The sequence below is a fragment of the Telluria antibiotica genome, assembly GCF_011682055.1.
Taxonomy (GTDB): domain Bacteria; phylum Pseudomonadota; class Gammaproteobacteria; order Burkholderiales; family Burkholderiaceae_D; genus Telluria; species Telluria antibiotica.
Genome location: NZ_JAAQOM010000009.1, coordinates 167,236 through 187,404 on the forward strand (window position 1 = coordinate 167,236; position 20,169 = coordinate 187,404).

The following is a 20,169-nucleotide window of genomic DNA, read 5'->3' on the forward strand; positions in this document are numbered from 1 at the left end:
GTGATGGAAGCCTTGTATTTGCTGGTGCCGTTGTCCGTGATCGTCGTCGCGTTCGCCGTGTGGATCTTCTTCGGCGCGGCGGACAGCGGGCAGTTCGACGACCTCGAAGGCCCGGCCCTCAGAATATTGAATGACGAGTAGGGTGGGCACCCCGTGCCCACGCGAACGCTGGCGAACCGCATACGTCCGCTTGGGCACGTTTCATTTGGGGCCACCGGCCCCAAATGCCCACCCTACATGCTGGGTCCACGGCCGGTGCGCTGGTCGTGCTCGATCCGCTCCTGGCACGCGATGCACGTGCGCACGGTGGGCGTGGCGAGCAGCCGCGCTTCCGGAATCTCGCGTCCGCACGACTCGCAGATGCCGATCGCCCCTGAATCCAGCCGGCCGATCGCGGCGTCGATCTCGTGCAGCAGGTTCGTCTCGTGCTCGGCCAGGTGTTCCTCGTTATGGCTGAGCATTTCGCCGGCCGGCGCGTCGTCGTTCTGACCCATGTGGGCGTTCGGCGCGATCGCGGGGCGGTCGTCCGTATCGCCGGCCGTGCGTGCGCGTACCGTGGCGAGCACGTCGTCGCGGCTCTTGTGCAGGCGCTTGCCGAGTTCTTCGTGGAGTTCCGGTGAGATTGGCGGCATGGTCGTCGTCCTTTGTGTCGGTCAGTTTGCGGTCAGTGTGGCGGGACCATCGAGCCTCATGTTTGACTCAGGTCATTTCGTGCGTTCGTAACGCCAGTCTGCTTTCAGCAACGCGGAGGAAGCAGCGCGCTTCTTCCTTCGACCCAATCTGGACTTTTTGATTCACATCAAGGATTTCGAACCCCCAGGAAACCTACCCTGACGGTGTCATCTTTTCTTCTTATCGCAGGAGTGCATCTTGGACAGCAGTCTAAACTATAACGACAAGATCGTGCGCCAGTTTGCCATCGCCACCGTCTTCTGGGGCGTGGTGGGCATGCTGGCGGGCGTGTGGATTGCCGCGCAGCTCGCCTGGCCGACATTGAACTTCGACATTCCATGGCTCACGTACGGGCGGCTCAGGCCCCTGCACACGAACGCCGTGATCTTTGCGTTCGGCATCTGCGGCCTGTTCGCCACGTCCTATTATGTCGTGCAGCGCACGTGCCAGGTCCGGCTGTTCTCGGACAAGCTGGCGTCGTTCACGTTCTGGGGCTGGCAGGCCGTGCTCGCGTCGGCCGCCATCACCTTGCCGATGGGCTTCACGCGCGGCAAGGAATACGCCGAGCTGGAATGGCCCATTTCCATCCTCATCGCCATCGTGTGGGTCGGGTACGCGATCGTGTTCTTCGGCACGATCATCAAGCGCCGTGTGCAGCACATCTACGTCGCCAACTGGTTCTTCGGCGGCTACATCCTCGCGGTCGCGATCCTCCACATCGTCAACGGCATGTCGATGCCCGTCAGCTTCATGAAGTCGTACTCGATGTACGCGGGCGTGCAGGACGCGATGATCCAGTGGTGGTACGGCCACAACGCCGTCGGCTTCATCCTCACGGCCGGCTACCTTGGCATGGTGTACTACTTCATCCCGAAGCAGGCCGAGCGCCCCGTGTACTCGTACCGCCTGTCGATCGTGCACTTCTGGGCACTGATCTTCACGTACATGTGGGCCGGCCCGCACCACCTGCACTACACGGCGCTTCCCGACTGGACGCAGTCGATCGGCATGGTGTTCTCGCTGATCCTGCTTGCACCGTCGTGGGGCGGCATGATCAACGGGATCATGACCCTGTCCGGCGCTTGGCACAAGCTGCGCTCGGATCCGCTGCTGAAATTCATGATCGTCTCGCTGTCGTTCTACGGCATGGCCACGTTCGAGGGCCCGATGATGTCCATCAAGACGATCAACTCGCTGTCGCACTACACGGACTGGGGCATCGCCCACGTGCACGGCGGCGCGCTGGGCTGGGTCGGCTTCATCACGATGGGCTCCCTGTACTACCTGATCCCGCGCGTCGCGGGCAAGAAGCAGATGGCGAGCATGGCCCTCGTCGAGACGCACTTCTGGCTGGGCACCATCGGCATCGTGCTGTACATCGCCGCGATGTGGATCGCCGGCGTGATGCAGGGCCTGATGTGGCGCGCCGTGAACCCGGACGGCACCCTGACGTACACGTTCGTCGAGGGCGTCAAGGCGACGTATCCGTACTACGTGATCCGCTTCGGCGGCGGCCTGATGTACCTGAGCGGCATGTGCCTGATGGCGTACAACACGTGGCTCACGCTGCGCGGCACGCAGACGCCGGTCGTGCGCATCCCCGCGCCGCACCGCGCTGCAGCGCACGCCGCCCCGGAACACGCCTGACCACAACCCGCAGGAGAAACCATGAAATTCACCCATGAGTGGATCGAGAAGAACCCATGGCTGCTGATCGGCCTGATCCTCGTCGTCGTGTCGTTCGGCGGCCTCGTCGAGATCGTGCCGCTGTTCTTCCAGCATTCGACCACCGAGCCCGTCGCCGGCCTGAAGCCGTATTCGCCGCTGCGCCTCGCGGGCCGCGACGTCTACATCCGCGAAGGCTGCTACAACTGCCACTCGCAGATGATCCGTCCGTTCCGCGCCGAGACGGAGCGCTACGGCCACTACTCGGTCGCGGGCGAATTCGTCTACGACCACCCGTTCCAGTGGGGCTCGAAGCGCACGGGCCCCGACCTCGCGCGCGTGGGCGGCCGCTATTCGGACGAATGGCACCGCACCCATCTCGACAACCCGCGCGACGTCGTGCCGGAATCGAACATGCCGGGCTATCCGTGGCTGGCGCAGACGAAACTGGAACCGCAATCGATCGTGCCGAAGATGCGCGCGATGCAGCGCCTGAACGTCCCCTACACGGAGCAGGACATCAAGGAGGCCCCGGCCCAGCTGGCCGACAAGACGGAGCAGGATGCGCTGGTCGCCTACCTGCAGGGTCTCGGTACGCAAATCAAGAATCGGAATTAGGAACTGACATGGCCATCGAACACATTTTCGACGACGCGAGCCGCGTGATGACGATCGTGAGCTTCGCGACCTTCCTCGGCATCCTCGGGTGGACTTATCTGCTGCGCGACGAGCGGGACTTCGCCGCCACCGCCGCGCTGCCCTTCGCGGACGACGACGTGGAGGACGATTATGTCTGACTTCACGAGCGGTTTCTGGAACTGGTACGTCACCCTGATCACGGTGCTGGGCATCGCCGGCTGCGCGATCCTGCTGTGGTCGCAGTCGCGCCACAAGGTGCGCCTGGACGACAGGGGCCAGCCGGAAAAGACGACGGGCCACGTGTGGGACGAGGACCTGACGGAGCTGAACACGCCGATGCCGCGCTGGTGGATGATCATGTTCTATCTCACCATCGTGTTCGCCGTGGGCTACCTGATCCTGTATCCGGGCCTCGGCAGCCATGCCGGCCGCCTCGGCTGGCAATCGGCGGGCGCCTACAAGCAGGAGCTGGCGAAAGCCGACGCGGACTACGGTCCCCTGTTCGCGCAATACCTGAAGCGCGACCTGAAGGACGTCGCGGCCGATCCGCAGGCCCGCGCCATCGGCGAGCGCCTGTTCCTCACGTACTGCGCGCAATGCCACGGCTCCGATGCCCGCGGCAACAAGGGGTACCCGAACCTGACCGACAACGACTGGCTGTACGGCGGCGACCCGTCCGTGATCAAGGAAACGATCATGAAGGGCCGCAACGGCGTGATGCCGCCGATGGGCGCGGCGCTCGGGTCCGATACGGACGTCGAGAACGTCGCCCACTACGTATTGAGCCTGTCGGGCGCGCCGGCCGACCCGATCAAGGTCGCCTACGGCAAGTCGAAATTCGCGGCGTGCGCCGCCTGTCACGGCGCCGACGCGCACGGCAACCAGATGATCGGCTCGCCGAACCTGACGGACAAGGTGTGGCTGTACGGCGGCAGCCCGGAGACCGTGATGGAAACCATCCGCAAGGGCCGCAACAACACGATGCCGGCTTGGGGCGAATTCCTCGGCGAGGGTAAGGTGCAGGTGCTGGCCGCCTACGTGTGGAGCCTGTCCAACACGCCCGGCGCGCAACATGAGGTAGCGGCGAAATGAATGCGCGTGCGCCGAAGGAAGCCGTCATCAAGATGTACGCCAGGCGCGAGGCCATCCACCCGCGCGAGGTGAAAGGACGGTTCGCCACGCTGCGGTGGGCCTGCGTCTGGCTCACGCAGGCCCTGTTCTACGGCCTGCCGTGGCTCTCCATGCATGGCCGCCAGGCCGTGCTGTTCGATCTCGGCGCACGCAAGTTCCACCTGTTCGGCCTCGTGCTGTGGCCGCAGGATTTCATCTATCTCGCGGGCTTGCTGATCATCTGCGCCTATGGCCTGTTCCTCGTGACGGCCGTGGCGGGGCGCGTGTGGTGCGGCTATGCGTGCCCGCAGACGGTGTACACGGAGATCTTCCTGTGGATCGAACGCCGCATCGAAGGCGATCGCAGCGCGCGCATCCGCCTCGATCGCCAGCCGTGGACGGCGCAGAAAGTCGCGCGGCGCACCGCGAAGCACCTCGCGTGGGGTGCCGTTGCGCTGTGGACGGGCTTCACGTTCGTCGGCTACTTCACGCCGATTCGCGCGCTGGGTGACGCGGTGGCGCACCTGGGGCTCGGCCCGTGGGAAACGTTCTGGGTGCTGTTCTACAGCTTCGCCACGTACGGCAACGCGGGCTGGATGCGCGAGCAGGTGTGCAAGTACATGTGCCCGTACGCCCGCTTCCAGAGCGCGATGTTCGACCACGACACGCTGATCGTCAGCTACGACGGGGCGCGCGGCGAACCGCGCCGCGCGGCCCGCGACGGCACGCGCGGCGACTGCATCGACTGCTCGCTGTGCGTGCAGGTCTGCCCCACCGGCATCGACATCCGCAACGGCCTGCAGTACGAATGCATCGGCTGCGCCGCCTGCGTCGATGCGTGCGACACCGTGATGGACAAGGTGGGCAAGCCGCAGGGCCTGATCCGCTACGCGACAGAGAATGCGCTGGCCGGCCGCTGGAACCCCAAGCAGATCCGCGCGCGCCTGCTGCGCCCGCGCACGATCGGCTATGGCATCGTGCTGCTGCTGATGGCGGCGGGCATGAGCACGGCGCTGGCGCTGCGCACGCCGCTGAAGCTGGACGTGATCCGCGACCGCGGCTCCATGGGCCGCGAAGTGGACGGCGGCCGCATCGAGAACGTGTACCGGCTGCAGCTGATGAACACGGGCGAACGCGAACACCTGTTCCGCATCCGGGTTGCAGGCATTCCGACGGCGACCGTCGTCGACGAAGACGTCGTCGAGCTGGCCGGCGCGTCCGCCCGCGCCGTGCCCGTGCGCGTGCGCGTGGACCATGGCGCCGCCCACACCGGGTCGAACGCGCTGGCGTTCGCCGTGGCGGCCGAGGACGACCCCGTGCTGCACGTGACGGAAAAAGCCGTCTTCATCGTGCCGCGCTGAACCACATTAGGATAAAGGAATAAGGACATGCACGCGACTGCACCCACCGCCGGGGCCGGGCCCTGGTACACCCACCGCTGGCCGTGGCTGCTGATGCTGGGCCCCGCCACCGTGCTGGCCGGCGGCGTCTATGTGACGTGGCTCGCCGTCGGCCATCCGGATGCCCTCGTCGTCGACGACTACTACAGGCAGGGCAAGGCCATCAACCAGGACTTGCGGCGCGACCGCACGGCAACGAAGCTGGGCATGGCGCTGCAAGCGGACTATGACGCGCGTTCCGGCCGTCTCGCGGGCCGGTTGGCAGGGAAGGTCGCGGGGCCGGTGGCGCCGTTCACGATCTATCTCGCGCACCCCACGTTGCCGCGGCGCGACCTGCGCCTGTTCGTGCGTCCGGCGGCGGACGGCAGCTTCGCCGTGGCGCTGCCCGCGCTGGAGCGTACGCACTGGCAGGTGGTCGTGGAAGGATCGCTGCGCGACTGGCGCCTGGCAAAAGGGTGGGATGGCGCGGCGCCGCTCACGATCGTGGCGGACGCGCCCTGAGCAGGGAAGCGCAGCGGCGCGTTACGCCATGGGGCTGCATTGCTCGGTGCCGGCCGCCATTGCCTTCAGGCGCGCCGGTTCCAGCAGCTCGACCTCGCGCTTGTCGACGTGCACGAGGCCCAGCTTCTTGAAGCGCGACAGCAGGCGGCTGATGCTTTCGATCGTGAGACCCAGGTAGTTGCCGATGTCCTCGCGCGACATGCGCAGCTGGAAGCGCGTGGGCGAATAGCCGCGCGCCGCGTAGCGTGCGGAGAGGTTCACCAGGAACACGGCGAAGCGCTGCTCCGCGCGCATGTTCCCCAGCAGGAGCATGACGTTCTGCTCGCGCGTGATCTCGCGGCTCATGATACGGTGGAAGTGGCGCAGCAACGTCGGCACGTGGCCGAACAGGTCTTCCAGGTGCGCGAACGGGATCTCGCACACCTCGCTGTCTTCCAGCGCGACCGCGTCGCAGTGGTGACGGTCGCCGCTGATGGCGTCCATGCCGAGGAGTTCGCCCGCCATCTGGAAACCCGTGATCTGCGCCTCGCCGGCCACATTGATCTGGTACGTCTTGAAATGGCCGAAACGGACGGCGTACAGGTTGCGGAACGGCTCGCCCATCTTGTACAGCGGCTCGTCGCGCTCCAGGCGGCGGCGCTTGCCGATGATCTTGTCCAGGCGGTCGATGTCCGCGTCTTCCAGGCCCATCGGCAGGCACAGCTGGTGCATGCTGCAGGCCGAGCAACTGATCTTCAACGCGTTGATGCTGATCGTTTTATCGGCGGTTGCGGTATCAGGAATATTCATGGCAAGGACCTCGCGGTAGTGCGTGGATTATAGTCCCGTTCCCCTGCCGCCAGTAGGGAAATCGCAGCATCCGCGCCGTATTCGCCGGCAAAGTGTCGCGCCCGTGCGCCGATCCCGCCGCAACGGTCCGGGTCGCTCTGCCGTACCGGCGTCAAGCGTGCGCGCCTCCACGTTGTCAAGGATTACACTTCCCGTGCAGATTTGCCAACGGGAGACATATGTCGGGCGAGCAGCGTACGGGTTCATCCAGAGTGCACGACGACGCGGGCACCGGCGCCGCCACGCCTGCGCCGCTCGCCGACGAAGACCAGGCCCGCGCCGATTTCTACGGCCTGTTCGCGCACCTGCTGCTGGCCCCGCCGGACGCCGCGCTGCTGGCGGCGCTGGCCGCCGCCGACCCCGTCGCGGCCGCGGGCGAATTCGTCCTCGAGGACGCGTGGCTGAAGCTGACGCAGGCCGCGTCCGTCGTCGATGCGGCGCTCGTCGCCGACGAATTCTCCGCCCTGTTCATCAGCACGGGCACGCCGCTCTTGAACCCGTATGCGTCGTTCTACCTGACGGGCCATTTGAACGACGCGCCGCTGGCCGCGCTGCGCCACGACCTCGCGCGTCTGGGCCTCGCGCGCGCGCCGGGCGTGGGCGAGTTCGAGGACCACCTGGGCACGCTGTGCGAGACGATGCGCGTGCTGATCCAGGGCGGACCCGGCATGCGCCCGCGCGGGCTCGCCGTACAGAAGGCCTTGTTCGAGGCGCACATCCGGCCGTGGTACGCCGCGTGCCTGGCCGACGTCGCGAGCGTTGCCGACGCCAATTTCTACCGGGTCGTCGCCGGCGTCGCCGATGCCTTCCTGTCGATCGAAGCGCAAGCCTTCGCCGTGCTGGATACGACCGACCCGATCGCCGCATGAGGACCACCATGGACAACGAGAAGCAACCCGATCCCGCCCGCCGCAGCCTGCTGAAGGCCGCGCCGCTGGGCGCATTGGCCGTCGTCGCGGCCGCGCGTGCGCGTGCGACCGAGGCTCCGGCCCCGGTCGCGCCTGCGGAACCGCAGAACGCGCAGGGCTACCACGAGACGGAGCACATCCGGCGCTACTACCGCACTGCGGCTTATTGGTAGGGGAGGACACGATGACCCTGGTGAAAACTTCGCGTGACAATGGCCTCAAACGGCGCCGCTTCCTCGTCGGCGCCGGCGTGACGGCCGGCGCGGGCGCCCTCGCGCGCCACCTGCCGCTGAACGTGATCCAGCCCGCGACGGCGGCCGACCCCGCGCCGGCGCAGCCGAAGGTGGAGGTCAAGCACACCGTGTGCAGCCACTGCTCCGTGGGCTGTTCCGTGGAAGCCGTCGTCAGCAACGGCGTGTGGATCCGCCAGGAAGCCGCGTTCGACTCGCCGATCAATATGGGCGCCCACTGCGCGAAGGGCGCCTCCGTGCGCGAGCACGGCTTCGGCGAGCACCGGCTACGCTATCCGATGAAGCTCGTGAACGGCAAGTACGAGCGCATCACGTGGGACCAGGCCATCAACGAGATCGGCGACCGCTTGCTGAAGCTGCGCGCGCAATCCGGGCCGGACGCATTGATGGTCATCGGCAGCTCGAAGCACAACAACGAGCAGTCGTACCTGCTGCGCAAATGGGTGTCGATGTGGGGTTCGAATAACTGCGACCACCAGGCCCGCATCTGCCACTCGACGACGGTGGCCGGCGTCGCCCAGACCTACGGGTATGGCGCGATGACGAACTCGTTCAACGACCTCCACTACAGCAGGGCCGTGCTGTTCATCGGCTCGAACCCGGCCGAGGCGCACCCGATCTCGATGCTGCACTTCCTCCATGCGAAGGAGCTGGGCGCGAAGATGATCGTCGTCGACCCGAGGTTTACCCGCACGGCCCGCTTCGCCCACCACTACGTGCGCATCCGCCCCGGCACCGACATCGCGTTCGTGTGGGGCATGCTGTGGCACATCTTCAATAACGGCTGGGAAGACAAGGAGTACATCGCGGCGCGCACGTATGGCATGGACGACGTGCGCAAGGAAGTCGCGAAGTGGACGCCCGATAAAGTCAGTGACGTGACGGGCGTGCCGGAAGCGTCCGTGCGCATGGCGGCCGAGATGCTTGCGACGAACAAGCCGTCGTCCGTCGTCTGGTGCATGGGCATCACGCAGCACCACGTGGGCACGGCGAACGTGCGTGCGCTGTCGATCCTGCAGCTCGCGCTGGGGAATATCGGCGTGCAGGGCGGCGGCGCCAACATCTACCGCGGCCACGACAACGTGCAGGGCGCGACGGACGTGGGCCCGAATGGCGATTCGCTGCCCGGTTACTACGGCATCGCGGAAGGCGCGTGGAAGCATTTCGCCACCGTGTGGGGCGTCGATTATGACTGGATCAAGTCGCGCTTCGGCTCGAAGGAGCTGATGGAAAAGCCGGGCATCACCGTGTCGCGCTGGTTCGACGCCGTCCTCGAGGACACCCAGTACGTCGACCAGCCGACCAACCTGCGCGCCGTGTTCTATTGGGGCCACGCGCCGAACAGCCAGACGCGTTTGCCCGACATGAAAGCGGCCATGCAGAAGCTGGACTTCATGGTCGTCATCGATCCTTACCCCAGCATGACGGCCGCCATGCACGGCAGGAGCGATGGCGTCTACCTATTGCCGGCCGCGTCGCAGTTCGAGACGCAGGGCTCCGTGACGGCGTCGAACCGGTCGATCCAATGGCGCGAGCGCGTGATCCAGCCGCTGTTCGAGTGCAAGACGGACCACGAGATCATGTATCTGTTCGCACGGAAGCTCGGCTTCGGCGAGCAGCTCGTCAAGAACATCAAGGTCGTCAACAACGAGCCCGTCATCGAAGACATCCTCCGCGAGATCAACCGCTCGTGCTGGACCATCGGCTACACGGGCTGCTCGCCCGAGCGCCTGAAACTGCACATGGAGCACAAGCGCGACTTCAACCCGACGACGATGCGCGCGGAATCCGGCCCGTGCAAGGGCGATTACTACGGCTTGCCGTGGCCCTGCTGGGGTACACCGGAGATGAAGCATCCGGGCACGCCGATCCTGTACGACCTGCACAAGAGCGTCGCGGAAGGCGGCCTGCCGTTCCGCGCCAACTGGGGCGTGGAGCACAACGGCGAGCCGCTGCTCGCGGCCGACGGCTCGTTCACGAAGGACTCCGAGATCGACACCGGGTATCCGGAATTCGACCACGTGTTCCTGAAAAAACTGGGCTGGTGGGCCGAGCTGACGCCGGAAGAGCAGGTGCAGGCCGAGGGCAAGAACTGGAAGACGGATTTGTCGGGCGGGATCATCCGTGTCGTCATCGCCCACGGCTGCGCGCCGTTCGGCAACGCGCGCGCCCGCTGCAATGTGTGGAACTTCCCCGACCCCGTGCCGACGCACCGCGAACCGCTCGTCACGCCGCGCCGCGACCTCGTCGCGAAGTACCCGACGTACGACGACAAGGCCGCGTTCTGGCGCCTGCCCACCTTGTACAAGTCCGTGCAGGAAGTCGATTTCGCGAAAGACTACCCGCTGATCATGACGTCGGGCCGCCTCGTCGAATACGAGGGCGGCGGGGAAGAAACGCGGTCGAACCCGTGGCTCGCGGAGCTCCAGCAGAACATGTTCTGCGAAGTGAACCCGGAGGACGCGGCGCAGATCGGGGTGAAGCTGGGCGAATTCATGTGGGTCGAGACGCCCACGGGCGCGCGCCTGAAGCTGATGGCGATGGTGACGCCGCGCGTTCCGGTGGGGCTCGTGTGGATGCCGTTCCACTTCGGCGGCTGGTGGATGGGCGAGGACCTGGAAAAGCATTATCCGGAAGGCGGCGCGCCCGCGGTGCGCGGCGAGGCCGTCAACACGGGATGGACGTACGGCTACGACGCCGTGACGATGATGCAGGAAACGAAGGTGTCCTTATGCCGTCTGGTGCGCGCTTGACGGCCAACGCGTCGCGAACGCCGCGCGTGGGCACAGGGGTGCCCACCCTACGAGGATACGCGTCGCCGCCAGCAGCCGTAGGGTGGGCACCCCGTGCCCACGGGTAACGCCAGCACACCGCGAACGTCAACGAATAGCGGAGGGGAATGAGATGGCCCGAATGAAGTTCATATGCGACACGGAACGCTGCATCGACTGCAACGGCTGCGTGACCGCCTGCAAGAACGAGAACGAGACCCCGTGGGGCGTCAATCGTCGCCGCGTCGTCACCATCAACGACGGCGTGCCGGGCGAGCGCTCGATCTCGGTCGCCTGCATGCATTGCAGCGACGCGCCTTGCCTCGCCGTCTGCCCCGTCAACTGCATCTACCACACGGAAGACGGCATCGTCCTGCACGACAAGGACCAGTGCATCGGCTGCGGCTACTGCTATTACGCGTGCCCGTTCGGCGCGCCGCAATTCCCGGCGACGGGCCTGTTCAACCACCGCGGCAAGATGGACAAGTGCACGTTCTGCTCGGGCGGTCCGGAGCCCGACACGTCCGAGGCGGAATTCAAGAAGTACGGCCGCAACCGCATCGCCGAAGGCAAGCTGCCCGCGTGCGCGGAGATGTGCGGCACGAAGGCGCTGATCGCCGGCGACGCCACCGTCATCGCCGACATCTACCGCCAGCGCGTGGAGACGCGCGGCTACGGACCGGAGCTGTGGGGCTGGAAGATCGCGTACGGCAAGCCGAAGCGTGGTGGCGACATCAAGGCGAAAGGCGATGGCCCGCGCGAGAACCAGAACCTGAAGGATTCGCAGAACGACGAGGGGAGGCTGCCGACATGAAGCGCCTCATCATCCTCTGCCTGCCTTTGACCCTGCTCGCGGGCTGCCTCGAAGTCGACCAGCATCCGAACTGGGTGCACGGCATGTACGCCGGGAAGAAGGACGACCGACCCATGCACCGGCACTTCCACGACGACAAGCTGTCGTGGTGGGGCACGATCAGCAACCGCAACATGAATCAGAACGAATACAACCGGGCCAACCCGTAGCAGGAGCCGACCATGTCATTCACGTTACGATCGTTCCTGGCGTCGCTGTTGACCCTTTTTGTGTCGTTGTGGCTGATCGGCGCCGCGCATGCGGCCGTCCCGAACAACCGCGCCGAACCCGCGTACGCGGAGGAACAGACGATCCTGCAGGCCGAACACGATTCGCACACGCCGGAGCCGGGACTCGGTTCGAAAGCGTCCGGCCGCGTGCACATCGACCGCCACTACCTCGGCCAGTACGGCAAGTCGGAAGGCACGGTGATCGTCCAGCGCGGCGGCAACCAGTGGCGCGTATGGCGCAACGGGCCGATCGCCACCGCGATGGGCACGATTCTCGTCGTCGTGCTGGTGGCGCTCTTCTTCTTTTACCGCGCCATCGGCCCCGCGCGCGTGGAAGAACCGGACACGGGCCGGCGCATCCGCCGCTTCACGGACTGGGAACGCGGTGTGCACTGGGCGACGGCGATCACGTTCATCATCCTCGCCGTGACGGGCCTCGTGATCATGTTCGGCAAGAAGCTCCTGCTGCCGCTCGTCGGGCATGACGTGTTCGCGGCCATCGCCTACGTCTTCAAGTACCTGCACAACTTCCTGGGCCCGCTGTTCATCGTGTGCTCCGTGCTGATGTTCTTCACGTTCCTGCACCGGAACGTGTTCCGCCGCATCGACTGGCAGTGGATCAGGCAGGGCGGAGGGCTCGTCTCGCACAAGCACGTGCCGGCCGGGTTCTTCAACGCGGGCGAGAAGTCCTGGTTCTGGCTGGGCGTCACGTTGCTGGGCCTCGTGATGTCGGTCACCGGCCTGATCCTGGATTTCGTGACGTTCGGCCAGACCCGCTACGTGCTGCAGGTGGCGAACTACCTGCACATCGCGGGCGCCACGTTCTACATCGCCGCGGCGATGGGCCACATCTACATCGGCACGTGGGGCACGCCGGGCGCGTACGAGGCGATGCGCCACGGGACCGTCGACGAATCGTGGGCCAGGGCGCACCACGCCGTGTGGTACGACGAAGTGAAGGCCGGTGTCGCGCCCGGCACGTTCGACGACCGCCTGCCGCCCGACCAGCCGCCGCCTGCGCCGCCGTCCGGCCCGCGCACGCGACCCGGACCGGCGCACTGAGGGGGCGACATGCATACGACGAAGACGATCCTGGCGATGACGCTGCTGGCGCTGGCCGCCACAGGGTGCAAGCAGCACGGCGACAACGCCCAGCGCAAGACGAAATTCCCCGGCATGGTGACGGCCGACGGCGGCACGAGCGGACAAGTGATGGCCGCGCACGGCGGCCCGAAGACGAACGCCGGCTATGCGGGTGGCACGCCGGGCATCGCGGGCGGCAGCGGCGGCAACACGGGCGGCGCCGCGACCGGTGGCGCCGTGCGTGAGACGGGCCAGGGCCCAAGCCAGGGCGTGACGCCGCCCAGCGGCGCGGGCACGCAGGGCACGACGCAGGTGGAGCCGGGCGACCACGGCAAGCCGGCGCCACCCACGCCGGCCGAGATCGGGCCGCAGCCGGGTGCCGTCAACCACGATCCGTCGCACGCGGCGGCGCCGGGACGGTGACGACGATGGAGACGCGGACGATGAACGGGACGGACGACAAGCGCGCGCATGCGGCGCGTAACAAGCTCTTGACGCTGGCGCTGGCGTGCGCGGCCGCGACGGCGCACGCCGCGCTGCCGCCACCGACACCCGCCCAGCAGGAAGCCGCTGCCGCGAAGAAGGCGGCCGCCGACGCGCAGGCCGCGAAGGACAAGCAGAAGCTGGGCGCGTCGATGGACGCCCTCGCTGCGCGCTGGCGCGCCCGCGCGGGCGCGCAAGGCTGGACGACGCATGCGCCCGTCGCCATCGCGGCCGCCGCGTCGCCCACGCAGGCGGCCGCGCCGGCCGGACAGCCGGACGGCAAGCTGACGGCCGCGGGTGCCGCCGCCCCCATCAAGAGCGAGAAGCTGGGCACGGCGCCGCCCAGCATGGACGTGAAAGCCGGCCCCACGAAGGCCGAGCCGGCGGGTACGCCGCCCACCGTGCAGAAAGGCACGCCGAAGGTGCACAACCAATGAAGATGGCCTCGATGCCCATCGCCGTGCTGATGCAGCGGCGGACACTCCGACACCGCTGGGCCGACGAAGCGTGGGAAGCGGTGGGCGTCGTCCCCGACCGCGGCGATCTGCCGCCGGTGCAGGTGCTGAGCCAGTCGCCGGAGCGCGACTACTACCTCGTGTCCGGCCTCGAACTGGAACTTTATCCGGACGAGAACGAGGGCTATTACGAGAATTGCGTGGCCCCCGAATCGAAGGTCTTCGTGCTGTGGCGGATGGAGAACGGCCGCGCGATGCCCGTGCGGGCGTCCGTCAGCTACGTCGAGGGCACGCGCATGTTCGACTCCGGCGAGAACGCCGATGGCGTGACGATGCCGGCCGAGATCTATGCGTGGCTCGCCGGCTATCTGCGCGCGCACTACCAGCCGAAGCCGCGCCGCGGCCGCCAGCACGGATGACGGGGGCTACCTTGGCGGACGAAGGCTTTCTGCGCCGCTGGGCGCGCCGCAAGACGGAAGTCCGGACGGGCACCGCACCGATACCGGAAGAGCCGGCGTCCGCGGCCGTGCCCGCGCTCGCCGATGCCGCCGCCGCGGCACCCGTCCCGCTGCCGACGATGGACGACGTCGCCCGCCTGACGCACGACTCCGATTTCTCCGCGTTCGTCGCGCGCGGCGTCGACGCTGCCGTGCGCCGCACGGCGCTGAAGACACTCTTCGCCGACCCGCACTTCAACACGATCGACGGGCTGGACGTCTACATGGGCGACTACACGGCACCGAGTCCAATGTCGGAGGCCATGCTCGCGTCGCTTGCGCATGCGAAGCAGGTGCTGCGGCGCGCCGTCGACGTGGCCACGGACGACCCCGATCCGCCGCCGGGCGACCCGCCGGACGCCACCTGACCACGATACCTGCAACGACAACCTGAACCGAGACACGATGAATATCCGTATGATCGAAGGGCAGGGCATCCCGCCCGACCCCATGCAGGACGAACGCGACCGCGCCGCGCGCGATGCGGCGCTGGGCGCACTGGGGGCGCTGCCGGCGCCCGAGCCGCTGGACACCGTCGGCTACCGTTCGGCCGGACGCACGCTCGTCATCGGCCCCCGCGCCGACGCGCTGCCGTGGGCCGAGCGCCTGGCGGCCCTGCTGCCCGTGACCGTGCTGCTGCTGGACGGCGATGCCGACGCCGCAACCGAGCCACCGCGGCTGTTCCCCGTGTTCGTCGCGCGTGCACTCGTGCTGACCGGCTGGCTCGGCGCGTTCGACGCGACGTGGCAGGCACCGGGCACGGCACCGCAGCAGGCGCGCTTCGACCTCGTTCTCGACCTGGGCCCGAGTCCGCAGATCGCCACGCACCAGCGCCCGCACGGCTATCACGCGCCGGGGCCGGACCCCGTCGCACGGCTGGCGGCCGTCGACGCGCTGGCGAACATGGTCGGCGACTTCGAAAAGCCGACGTACTTCGCGTACAAGGCGCGCCTGTGTGCGCACGGCCGCAACAAGAAGACGGGCTGCAATGCCTGCGTGGAGGTCTGCTCGGCGGGTGCGATCGCGGGCGTGGGCGACCTGATCGCCGTGAACCCGTACCTGTGCGCGGGCTGCGGCGCGTGCACGACCGTGTGCCCGACGGGGGCGCTCGCGTATGCGTATCCGGGCGCGCCGCACACGGCCACGCGCATCAAGGCGCTGCTGGGCGCGTACGCGCAGGCGGGCGGGCGCGATCCCGTGCTGCTCGTGCACGGCGCGGACGGCGCCGCACTGCTCGACGCGCTGGACGCACAAGGCGCCGTGCCTGGGCGCGTGCTGCCGCTGGGCGTGCACCACACGGCATCGACGGGCATCGACCTGTGGCTCGCGGCGCTCGCATGGGGCGCGGCCGGTGTCGCCGTGCTGATGACGGATGCGGAGGCGCCGCAGTATGCCGCCGCGCTGGACGAGCAGATGGCCATCGCGCAGACGATCATGGCGGGGCTCGGCTATGCGGGTCCGCACGTGCAGCTGCTGCGTGTGACGAACGCGGACGAACTGGCGCTGGGCCTGCGGCACGCGCCGCGCGGCGACGTGCCCGCGCGTCGCGCCGGTTTCAACGCCGCGGCGGACAAGCGCAACACGCTCGACTACGCGCTGGACCACCTGCTGCGCGAGGCGCCACAACCCGTGGAGGAGATTGCGCTGCCGGACGGCAGTCCGTTCGGCGCGCTGGCCGTCGATCCCGGCAAATGCAGCCTGTGCATGGCGTGCGTCGGCGCGTGCCCGGCGTCCGCGCTGCAGGACGGCCAGAACGCGCCGCAGCTGCGCTTCATCGAAAAGAACTGCGTGCAGTGCGGCCTGTGTGCTACCACTTGTCCGGAAGACGCGATCCGTCTCGTGCCACGCCTGTCGTTCCGCGCGACGCGCAAGGAGCCCGTCGTGCTGAACGAGACGCAGCCATTCCACTGCATCCGCTGCGACAAGCCGTTCGGCACCCTGCGCATGGTCGAGAGCATGCTGGCGCGCCTCGCCGGCCATCCCGCGTTCGCGGGCCATCTCGACCGCATGCGCATGTGCGGCGACTGCCGCGTCATCGACATGATGACGCCGACGGACGAGCAGACCATCGCCCAGGCGCAGGAGCTGCGGCGGCGCTGACCGCTTCCTGCGTGCGGCCCGGCCGTGGCAGAATGGAGACGGGCGCTCACGAGGCGCCCGTCCGCACATAAAGGAGACGAACGATGGCATCCCCGTACGAGCGCTTCATCCGCGCGCGCGACTTCCTCCAGCAGCACCGCACCGATTATGCGACGGCGTACCGCGACTACGTCTCGCCCGAACTCGACGAATTCAACTGGGCGCTCGATTACTTCGACACGCAGGCGCAAGGCAATGCGACGCCCGCGCTGTGGGTCGTCGACGAAGATGGCGCGGAACACAAGATCAGCTACGCCGACATGGCGGCGCGCTCGGCCCGGGTCGCGAACTGGCTGCGCGACGCCGGCGTGCGGCGCGGCGACCGTGTGCTCTTGATGCTGCCGAACCGCGTCGAGCTGTGGGAAGCCATGCTGGCGGGGATCAAGCTGGGCGCCGTGCTCGTGCCCACGACGATGCTCGTCTCCGGCAACGATTTGCAGGACCGCCTGCAGCGGGGCCGCGTGCGCCACGTCATCGCGCAGGCATCGGAAACGCACAAGTTCGCGGAGATGGCCGGCGACTTCACGCGCATCGCCGTGGGCGGCGCCGCGCCAGGCTGGCGCGACTATGCGGACAGCGTGTCGGCCGACGACGGCTTCGTGCCGGACGGCGTCACGCGCGCCACGGATCCGCTGCTGCTGTACTTCACGTCGGGCACGACGGCGAAACCGAAGCTCGTGCTGCACAGCCACCAGAGCTACCCGGTCGGGCATCTCTCGACGATGTACTGGATCGGCCTGCGCGCGGGCGACGTGCACTGGAACATCAGCTCGCCCGGCTGGGCGAAGCATGCGTGGAGCTGCTTCTTCGCGCCTTGGAATGCGGGCGCCACCGTGTTCGTGTACAACTACGAACGCTTTTCCGCGCGCGCGTGCCTCGACACGATCGTGCGTTGCGGCGTCACGTCGCTGTGCGCGCCGCCCACGGTGTGGCGCCTGATGATCAAGGAAGACCTCGCGCAATGGCGGCCGCCGCTGCGTGAACTCGTGGGCGCGGGCGAGCCGCTGAACCCGGAAGTCATCGAGCAGGTCGAGCGCGCGTGGGGCATCCGCATCCGCGACGGGTTCGGCCAGTCGGAGACCACGTGCCAGGTCGGCAATTCGCCGGGACAGCCGATCAAGCCGGGCTCGATGGGCCGGCCGCTGCCGGGCTACCGCGTCGCCCTGCTCGACATCGACGACGCGCCCGCGCAGGAAGGGGAGATCGCGCTGGCGCTCGATCCGGCGCCGCTGGGCCTGATGCTGTGTTACGAAAGCGACGACGCGAAGACGGCCGACGTGATGCGCGCCGGCTACTACCACACGGGCGACACGGCACGCGTGGACGACGAGGGCTATTATTTTTACGTGGGCCGCAACGACGACGTGTTCAAGTCGTCCGACTACCGCATCAGCCCGTTCGAACTGGAGAGCGTGCTGATCGAGCATCCGGACGTCCTGGAAGCCGCGATCGTGCCGAGCCCCGACCCGGTCCGCCTCGCCGTGCCGAAGGCGTTCATCGCGCTGCGCCCGGGCGTGGAACCGACGCGCGAACTGGCCGCCGCGATCTTCGCGTTCGCGCGTGACCGGCTGGCGCCCTACCAGCGCATCCGCCGCATCGCGTTCACGGAGCTGCCGAAGACGATTTCCGGCAAGATCCGCCGCGTCGAGCTGCGCAAGGCCGAGCTGGCGGGCGATCGCGCGGACCTCGAGTTCCGCGAGGAGGACCTCGGGGCCTGACGGCAACACAACGGGCGATCGGTGGCGTGTGGCGGCCACGCCCCGATCCGATCAATAATAGCCGTTCGCCATCCAACCGAAGTCGACCCAATGACCACGCCAGCCCGACCGTCCACATCGAAGCAGACCGCAAGCCAGGCACGGAGCGCCGCCGCCGGCAAATCCGGCATGAATTCAGCCGCAACGTCAGCCGCCAAGGCCGCCAAGCCGGCCCCCGCCGCCTACGAAGTGCGCGAATCGCCGGTGCACGGCAAGGGCGTGTTCGCGCTGCGCCCGATCGCGGCCGGCGAGCGCATCATCGAATACCGCGGCGAGCGCATCACGTGGGACGACGCCACGCGCCGCGCCGCCGAACGGGGTGGCCCCGTCAACCACACGTTCTACTTCAGCCTGGCCGACGGCAACGTGATCGACGGCGGCCGGCGCGGCAACGACGCCCGCTGGATCAACCACGCGTGCGAACCCAACTGCGAAGCCTACGAAGACGACGGCCGCGTGTACATCCACGCGTTGCGCGACATTGACGCAGGCGAGGAACTGAACTACAACTATGCGCTGATCTACGACGAACGCCACACGCCCGCGCTGAAGCGCCTGTTCGCCTGCCGCTGCGGTACGCCGGCCTGCACTGGCACGATGCTGGCGCCGAAGAAGCGCAGCCGCAAGGCCGCCGGCGCCCCGGCCTGAGGCAGCCGCCGCGGCCCGGCAGGGCCGGCCGATCGCACCGACAATACCGACAACACTCACAATGTGACCGCAGCCCGCCCATGAAACCCGTCGTCCGCAGCCTGCTCGAAACCGATCTCTACAAATTCACGATGTGGCAAGCCCTGCTGCACATGCACCCGAACGCCACCGGCGATTACGAGTTCAAGTGCCGCAACACGCCGGCGTATCCGCTGGCCGAGCTGAAAGACGACGTCGAACGGGAGCTGGACCATCTGTGCACGCTGATGTTCAGCGAGGAGGACGTCGATTACATGCGGTCGCTGCGCTTCATCAAAAGCGACTTCGCCGACTTCCTCACCTTGTTCCGTTTCCAGCGCAAGTTCATCCACGTCGATACGGACGGCCCGCACCTGCGCATCCGTGCCAGCGGCCCGATCGCGCACGTGATGGGTTTCGAGATATTCGTGCTGTACATCGTCAACGAACTGTACTTCCGCCGCTTCGACCAGCAGGCCGCGCTGACCGTGGCGCGCGAACGACTGGCGCAGAAGATCGCGGAGTTCCGGGCGTTCGAGCAGGAACCGAAGCGGCTGAATCCGTTCGAGTTCTTCGATTTCGGCGTGCGCCGGCGTTTCTCCGGCGACTGGCACGAGGAAGTCGTGGCCACGCTCGCGCGCGAGCTGCCGCAATTTTTCAAGGGCACGTCGAACGTGTACCTGGCGAAAAAATTCGACCTCGTGCCGATCGGGACGATGGCGCACGAATACATGCAGGCGTTCCAGTCGTTCGACGTGCGCCTGCGCGATTTCCAGAAAAAGGCGCTGGAAGACTGGGTGCAGGAATACCGGGGCGACCTGGGGACGGCGCTGACGGACGTCGTCGGCATGGACGCCTTCCTGCGCGACTTCGACCTGTATTTCGCCAAGCTGTTCGACGGCCTGCGCCACGATTCCGGCGACCCGGTGGCATGGGGCGAGAAGGCCCTCGCGCACTACGCCAAGCTGCGCATCGACGCGCGCACGAAGCGCCTCGTGTTCTCCGACGCGCTCACCGTACCGAAGGCGCTCTCGCTGTACCGCCATTTCGCCGACCGCGTGATGACGGGCTTCGGCATCGGCACCAAGCTGACGAACGACACGCAGTTCGAGCCGCTGAACATCGTCATGAAGCTCACGCGCTGCAACGGCCAGCCCGTCGCCAAGCTGTCCGACAGCCCCGGCAAGGGCTTTTCCACGGACGAGACCTTCATCGCGTATCTGCGGCAGGTGTTCGATCAGCGCATCTAGACCAAGGATCC

The 20,169-nt window shown here is 67.4% G+C and carries 23 protein-coding genes; 21 read left to right on the top strand and 2 right to left on the bottom strand.

Annotated elements, in window-relative coordinates; translation table 11 throughout:
• Nucleotides 1–3 precede the first annotated feature (3 nt).
• Nucleotides 4–141 (top strand): cbb3-type cytochrome oxidase assembly protein CcoS, encoded by a 138-nt coding sequence (ccoS, locus tag HAV22_RS16010; RefSeq protein WP_166860239.1) that lies wholly within the window; start codon nt 4–6, stop codon nt 139–141.
• A gap of 92 nt (nt 142–233) precedes the next feature.
• On the opposite strand, the gene HAV22_RS16015 is transcribed toward ccoS, so the two are convergent.
• Nucleotides 234–632, bottom strand: a complete 399-nt coding sequence (locus HAV22_RS16015; protein ID WP_166860240.1) for a TraR/DksA family transcriptional regulator — start codon at nt 630–632, stop codon at nt 234–236.
• A gap of 238 nt (nt 633–870) precedes the next feature.
• Here HAV22_RS16015 and ccoN point away from each other — a divergent pair, with 238 nt between their 5' ends.
• Genes ccoN through HAV22_RS16045 form a run of 6 tightly spaced genes read left to right on the top strand, consistent with a single transcriptional unit; the run spans nt 871 to nt 5,987 of the window.
• Nucleotides 871–2,319 carry a cytochrome-c oxidase, cbb3-type subunit I gene (ccoN, locus tag HAV22_RS16020; protein WP_166860241.1) on the top strand — a complete coding sequence of 483 codons (1,449 nt, stop codon included), beginning with the start codon at nt 871–873 and terminating at the stop codon, nt 2,317–2,319.
• Nucleotides 2,320–2,340: 21 nt separating this feature from the next.
• Complete coding sequence (ccoO, locus tag HAV22_RS16025; protein ID WP_166860242.1) at nt 2,341–2,955, top strand: cytochrome-c oxidase, cbb3-type subunit II; 615 nt, start codon at nt 2,341–2,343, stop codon at nt 2,953–2,955.
• Between the two features lie 8 nt (nt 2,956–2,963).
• The gene (locus HAV22_RS16030) at nt 2,964–3,134 is read left to right on the top strand and encodes a CcoQ/FixQ family Cbb3-type cytochrome c oxidase assembly chaperone (protein WP_166860243.1); all 171 of its coding nucleotides are present in this window, start codon (nt 2,964–2,966) and stop codon (nt 3,132–3,134) included.
• Complete coding sequence (gene ccoP, locus HAV22_RS16035; protein WP_166860244.1) at nt 3,127–4,068, top strand: cytochrome-c oxidase, cbb3-type subunit III; 942 nt, start codon at nt 3,127–3,129, stop codon at nt 4,066–4,068. Before HAV22_RS16030 ends, ccoP begins: the two co-directional genes overlap by 8 nt.
• Nucleotides 4,065–5,447: a cytochrome c oxidase accessory protein CcoG gene (gene ccoG, locus HAV22_RS16040; RefSeq protein WP_166860245.1), complete on the top strand. Its 1,383-nt coding sequence runs from the start codon at nt 4,065–4,067 to the stop codon at nt 5,445–5,447. The genes ccoP and ccoG overlap by 4 nt, the downstream gene beginning before the upstream one ends.
• 27 nt (nt 5,448–5,474) lie before the next feature.
• The gene (locus HAV22_RS16045; RefSeq protein WP_166860247.1) at nt 5,475–5,987 is read left to right on the top strand and encodes a FixH family protein; all 513 of its coding nucleotides are present in this window, start codon (nt 5,475–5,477) and stop codon (nt 5,985–5,987) included.
• 21 nt (nt 5,988–6,008) lie between these two features.
• Here HAV22_RS16045 and fnr read toward each other — a convergent pair whose 3' ends face one another.
• The gene (fnr, locus tag HAV22_RS16050) at nt 6,009–6,776 is read right to left on the bottom strand and encodes a fumarate/nitrate reduction transcriptional regulator Fnr (protein WP_166860248.1); all 768 of its coding nucleotides are present in this window, start codon (nt 6,774–6,776) and stop codon (nt 6,009–6,011) included.
• A 218-nt stretch (nt 6,777–6,994) separates the two neighbouring features.
• On the opposite strand from fnr, the gene HAV22_RS16055 reads away from it, so the two are divergent.
• From HAV22_RS16055 to pncB, 14 genes are all read left to right on the top strand, one after another.
• On the top strand, nt 6,995–7,684 hold the full coding sequence (locus tag HAV22_RS16055; protein WP_166860249.1) for a TorD/DmsD family molecular chaperone: 690 nt from the start codon (nt 6,995–6,997) through the stop codon (nt 7,682–7,684).
• Entirely contained in the window at nt 7,681–7,896 is a 216-nt protein-coding gene (locus HAV22_RS16060) for a formate dehydrogenase (protein WP_166860250.1), read from the top strand. Before HAV22_RS16055 ends, HAV22_RS16060 begins: the two co-directional genes overlap by 4 nt.
• 11 nt (nt 7,897–7,907) lie before the next feature.
• Nucleotides 7,908–10,727 (top strand): formate dehydrogenase subunit alpha, encoded by a 2,820-nt coding sequence (locus HAV22_RS16065; RefSeq protein ID WP_166860251.1) that lies wholly within the window; start codon nt 7,908–7,910, stop codon nt 10,725–10,727.
• Between the two features lie 151 nt (nt 10,728–10,878).
• Nucleotides 10,879–11,559 carry a formate dehydrogenase FDH3 subunit beta gene (gene fdh3B, locus HAV22_RS16070; protein WP_166860252.1) on the top strand — a complete coding sequence of 227 codons (681 nt, stop codon included), beginning with the start codon at nt 10,879–10,881 and terminating at the stop codon, nt 11,557–11,559.
• A complete protein-coding gene (locus tag HAV22_RS16075) occupies nt 11,556–11,768 on the top strand; it encodes a hypothetical protein (RefSeq protein WP_166860253.1) in 213 nt (70 codons plus the stop codon). Before fdh3B ends, HAV22_RS16075 begins: the two co-directional genes overlap by 4 nt.
• Before the next feature lie 12 nt (nt 11,769–11,780).
• Complete coding sequence (locus HAV22_RS16080; protein ID WP_166860254.1) at nt 11,781–12,890, top strand: formate dehydrogenase subunit gamma; 1,110 nt, start codon at nt 11,781–11,783, stop codon at nt 12,888–12,890.
• A 9-nt stretch (nt 12,891–12,899) separates the two neighbouring features.
• Nucleotides 12,900–13,334, top strand: coding sequence for a hypothetical protein (locus HAV22_RS16085; protein WP_166860255.1), 435 nt, complete (start codon nt 12,900–12,902; stop codon nt 13,332–13,334).
• A 20-nt stretch (nt 13,335–13,354) separates the two neighbouring features.
• Nucleotides 13,355–13,831 carry a hypothetical protein gene (locus HAV22_RS16090; RefSeq protein ID WP_166860256.1) on the top strand — a complete coding sequence of 159 codons (477 nt, stop codon included), beginning with the start codon at nt 13,355–13,357 and terminating at the stop codon, nt 13,829–13,831.
• Complete coding sequence (locus HAV22_RS16095) at nt 13,828–14,268, top strand: DUF3305 domain-containing protein (protein WP_166860258.1); 441 nt, start codon at nt 13,828–13,830, stop codon at nt 14,266–14,268. The genes HAV22_RS16090 and HAV22_RS16095 overlap by 4 nt, the downstream gene beginning before the upstream one ends.
• On the top strand, nt 14,265–14,714 hold the full coding sequence (locus HAV22_RS16100; RefSeq protein ID WP_166860260.1) for a DUF3306 domain-containing protein: 450 nt from the start codon (nt 14,265–14,267) through the stop codon (nt 14,712–14,714). Before HAV22_RS16095 ends, HAV22_RS16100 begins: the two co-directional genes overlap by 4 nt.
• Before the next feature lie 37 nt (nt 14,715–14,751).
• Nucleotides 14,752–16,446, top strand: a complete 1,695-nt coding sequence (locus HAV22_RS16105) for a 4Fe-4S binding protein (protein ID WP_166860261.1) — start codon at nt 14,752–14,754, stop codon at nt 16,444–16,446.
• 83 nt (nt 16,447–16,529) lie between these two features.
• Nucleotides 16,530–18,203, top strand: coding sequence for an AMP-binding protein (locus tag HAV22_RS16110; protein WP_166860263.1), 1,674 nt, complete (start codon nt 16,530–16,532; stop codon nt 18,201–18,203).
• A 168-nt stretch (nt 18,204–18,371) separates the two neighbouring features.
• Complete coding sequence (locus HAV22_RS16115; protein WP_166860264.1) at nt 18,372–18,890, top strand: SET domain-containing protein; 519 nt, start codon at nt 18,372–18,374, stop codon at nt 18,888–18,890.
• Nucleotides 18,891–18,970: 80 nt separating this feature from the next.
• Entirely contained in the window at nt 18,971–20,158 is a 1,188-nt protein-coding gene (pncB, locus tag HAV22_RS16120; RefSeq protein ID WP_166860266.1) for a nicotinate phosphoribosyltransferase, read from the top strand.
• The last annotated feature ends 11 nt before the right edge of the window (nt 20,159–20,169 follow it).

Coding starts and splice junctions, on each gene's coding strand:
- ccoS (WP_166860239.1), top strand. CDS start 4: ATGGAAGCCTTGTATTTGCTGGTGCCGTTGTCCGTGATCGTCGTCGCG.
- HAV22_RS16015 (WP_166860240.1), bottom strand. CDS start 632: ATGCCGCCAATCTCACCGGAACTCCACGAAGAACTCGGCAAGCGCCTG.
- ccoO (WP_166860242.1), top strand. CDS start 2,341: ATGAAATTCACCCATGAGTGGATCGAGAAGAACCCATGGCTGCTGATC.
- HAV22_RS16030 (WP_166860243.1), top strand. CDS start 2,964: ATGGCCATCGAACACATTTTCGACGACGCGAGCCGCGTGATGACGATC.
- ccoP (WP_166860244.1), top strand. CDS start 3,127: ATGTCTGACTTCACGAGCGGTTTCTGGAACTGGTACGTCACCCTGATC.
- ccoG (WP_166860245.1), top strand. CDS start 4,065: ATGAATGCGCGTGCGCCGAAGGAAGCCGTCATCAAGATGTACGCCAGG.
- HAV22_RS16045 (WP_166860247.1), top strand. CDS start 5,475: ATGCACGCGACTGCACCCACCGCCGGGGCCGGGCCCTGGTACACCCAC.
- fnr (WP_166860248.1), bottom strand. CDS start 6,776: ATGAATATTCCTGATACCGCAACCGCCGATAAAACGATCAGCATCAAC.
- HAV22_RS16055 (WP_166860249.1), top strand. CDS start 6,995: ATGTCGGGCGAGCAGCGTACGGGTTCATCCAGAGTGCACGACGACGCG.
- HAV22_RS16060 (WP_166860250.1), top strand. CDS start 7,681: ATGAGGACCACCATGGACAACGAGAAGCAACCCGATCCCGCCCGCCGC.
- HAV22_RS16065 (WP_166860251.1), top strand. CDS start 7,908: ATGACCCTGGTGAAAACTTCGCGTGACAATGGCCTCAAACGGCGCCGC.
- fdh3B (WP_166860252.1), top strand. CDS start 10,879: ATGGCCCGAATGAAGTTCATATGCGACACGGAACGCTGCATCGACTGC.
- HAV22_RS16075 (WP_166860253.1), top strand. CDS start 11,556: ATGAAGCGCCTCATCATCCTCTGCCTGCCTTTGACCCTGCTCGCGGGC.
- HAV22_RS16080 (WP_166860254.1), top strand. CDS start 11,781: ATGTCATTCACGTTACGATCGTTCCTGGCGTCGCTGTTGACCCTTTTT.
- HAV22_RS16085 (WP_166860255.1), top strand. CDS start 12,900: ATGCATACGACGAAGACGATCCTGGCGATGACGCTGCTGGCGCTGGCC.
- HAV22_RS16090 (WP_166860256.1), top strand. CDS start 13,355: ATGAACGGGACGGACGACAAGCGCGCGCATGCGGCGCGTAACAAGCTC.
- HAV22_RS16095 (WP_166860258.1), top strand. CDS start 13,828: ATGAAGATGGCCTCGATGCCCATCGCCGTGCTGATGCAGCGGCGGACA.
- HAV22_RS16100 (WP_166860260.1), top strand. CDS start 14,265: ATGACGGGGGCTACCTTGGCGGACGAAGGCTTTCTGCGCCGCTGGGCG.
- HAV22_RS16105 (WP_166860261.1), top strand. CDS start 14,752: ATGAATATCCGTATGATCGAAGGGCAGGGCATCCCGCCCGACCCCATG.
- HAV22_RS16110 (WP_166860263.1), top strand. CDS start 16,530: ATGGCATCCCCGTACGAGCGCTTCATCCGCGCGCGCGACTTCCTCCAG.
- HAV22_RS16115 (WP_166860264.1), top strand. CDS start 18,372: ATGAATTCAGCCGCAACGTCAGCCGCCAAGGCCGCCAAGCCGGCCCCC.
- pncB (WP_166860266.1), top strand. CDS start 18,971: ATGAAACCCGTCGTCCGCAGCCTGCTCGAAACCGATCTCTACAAATTC.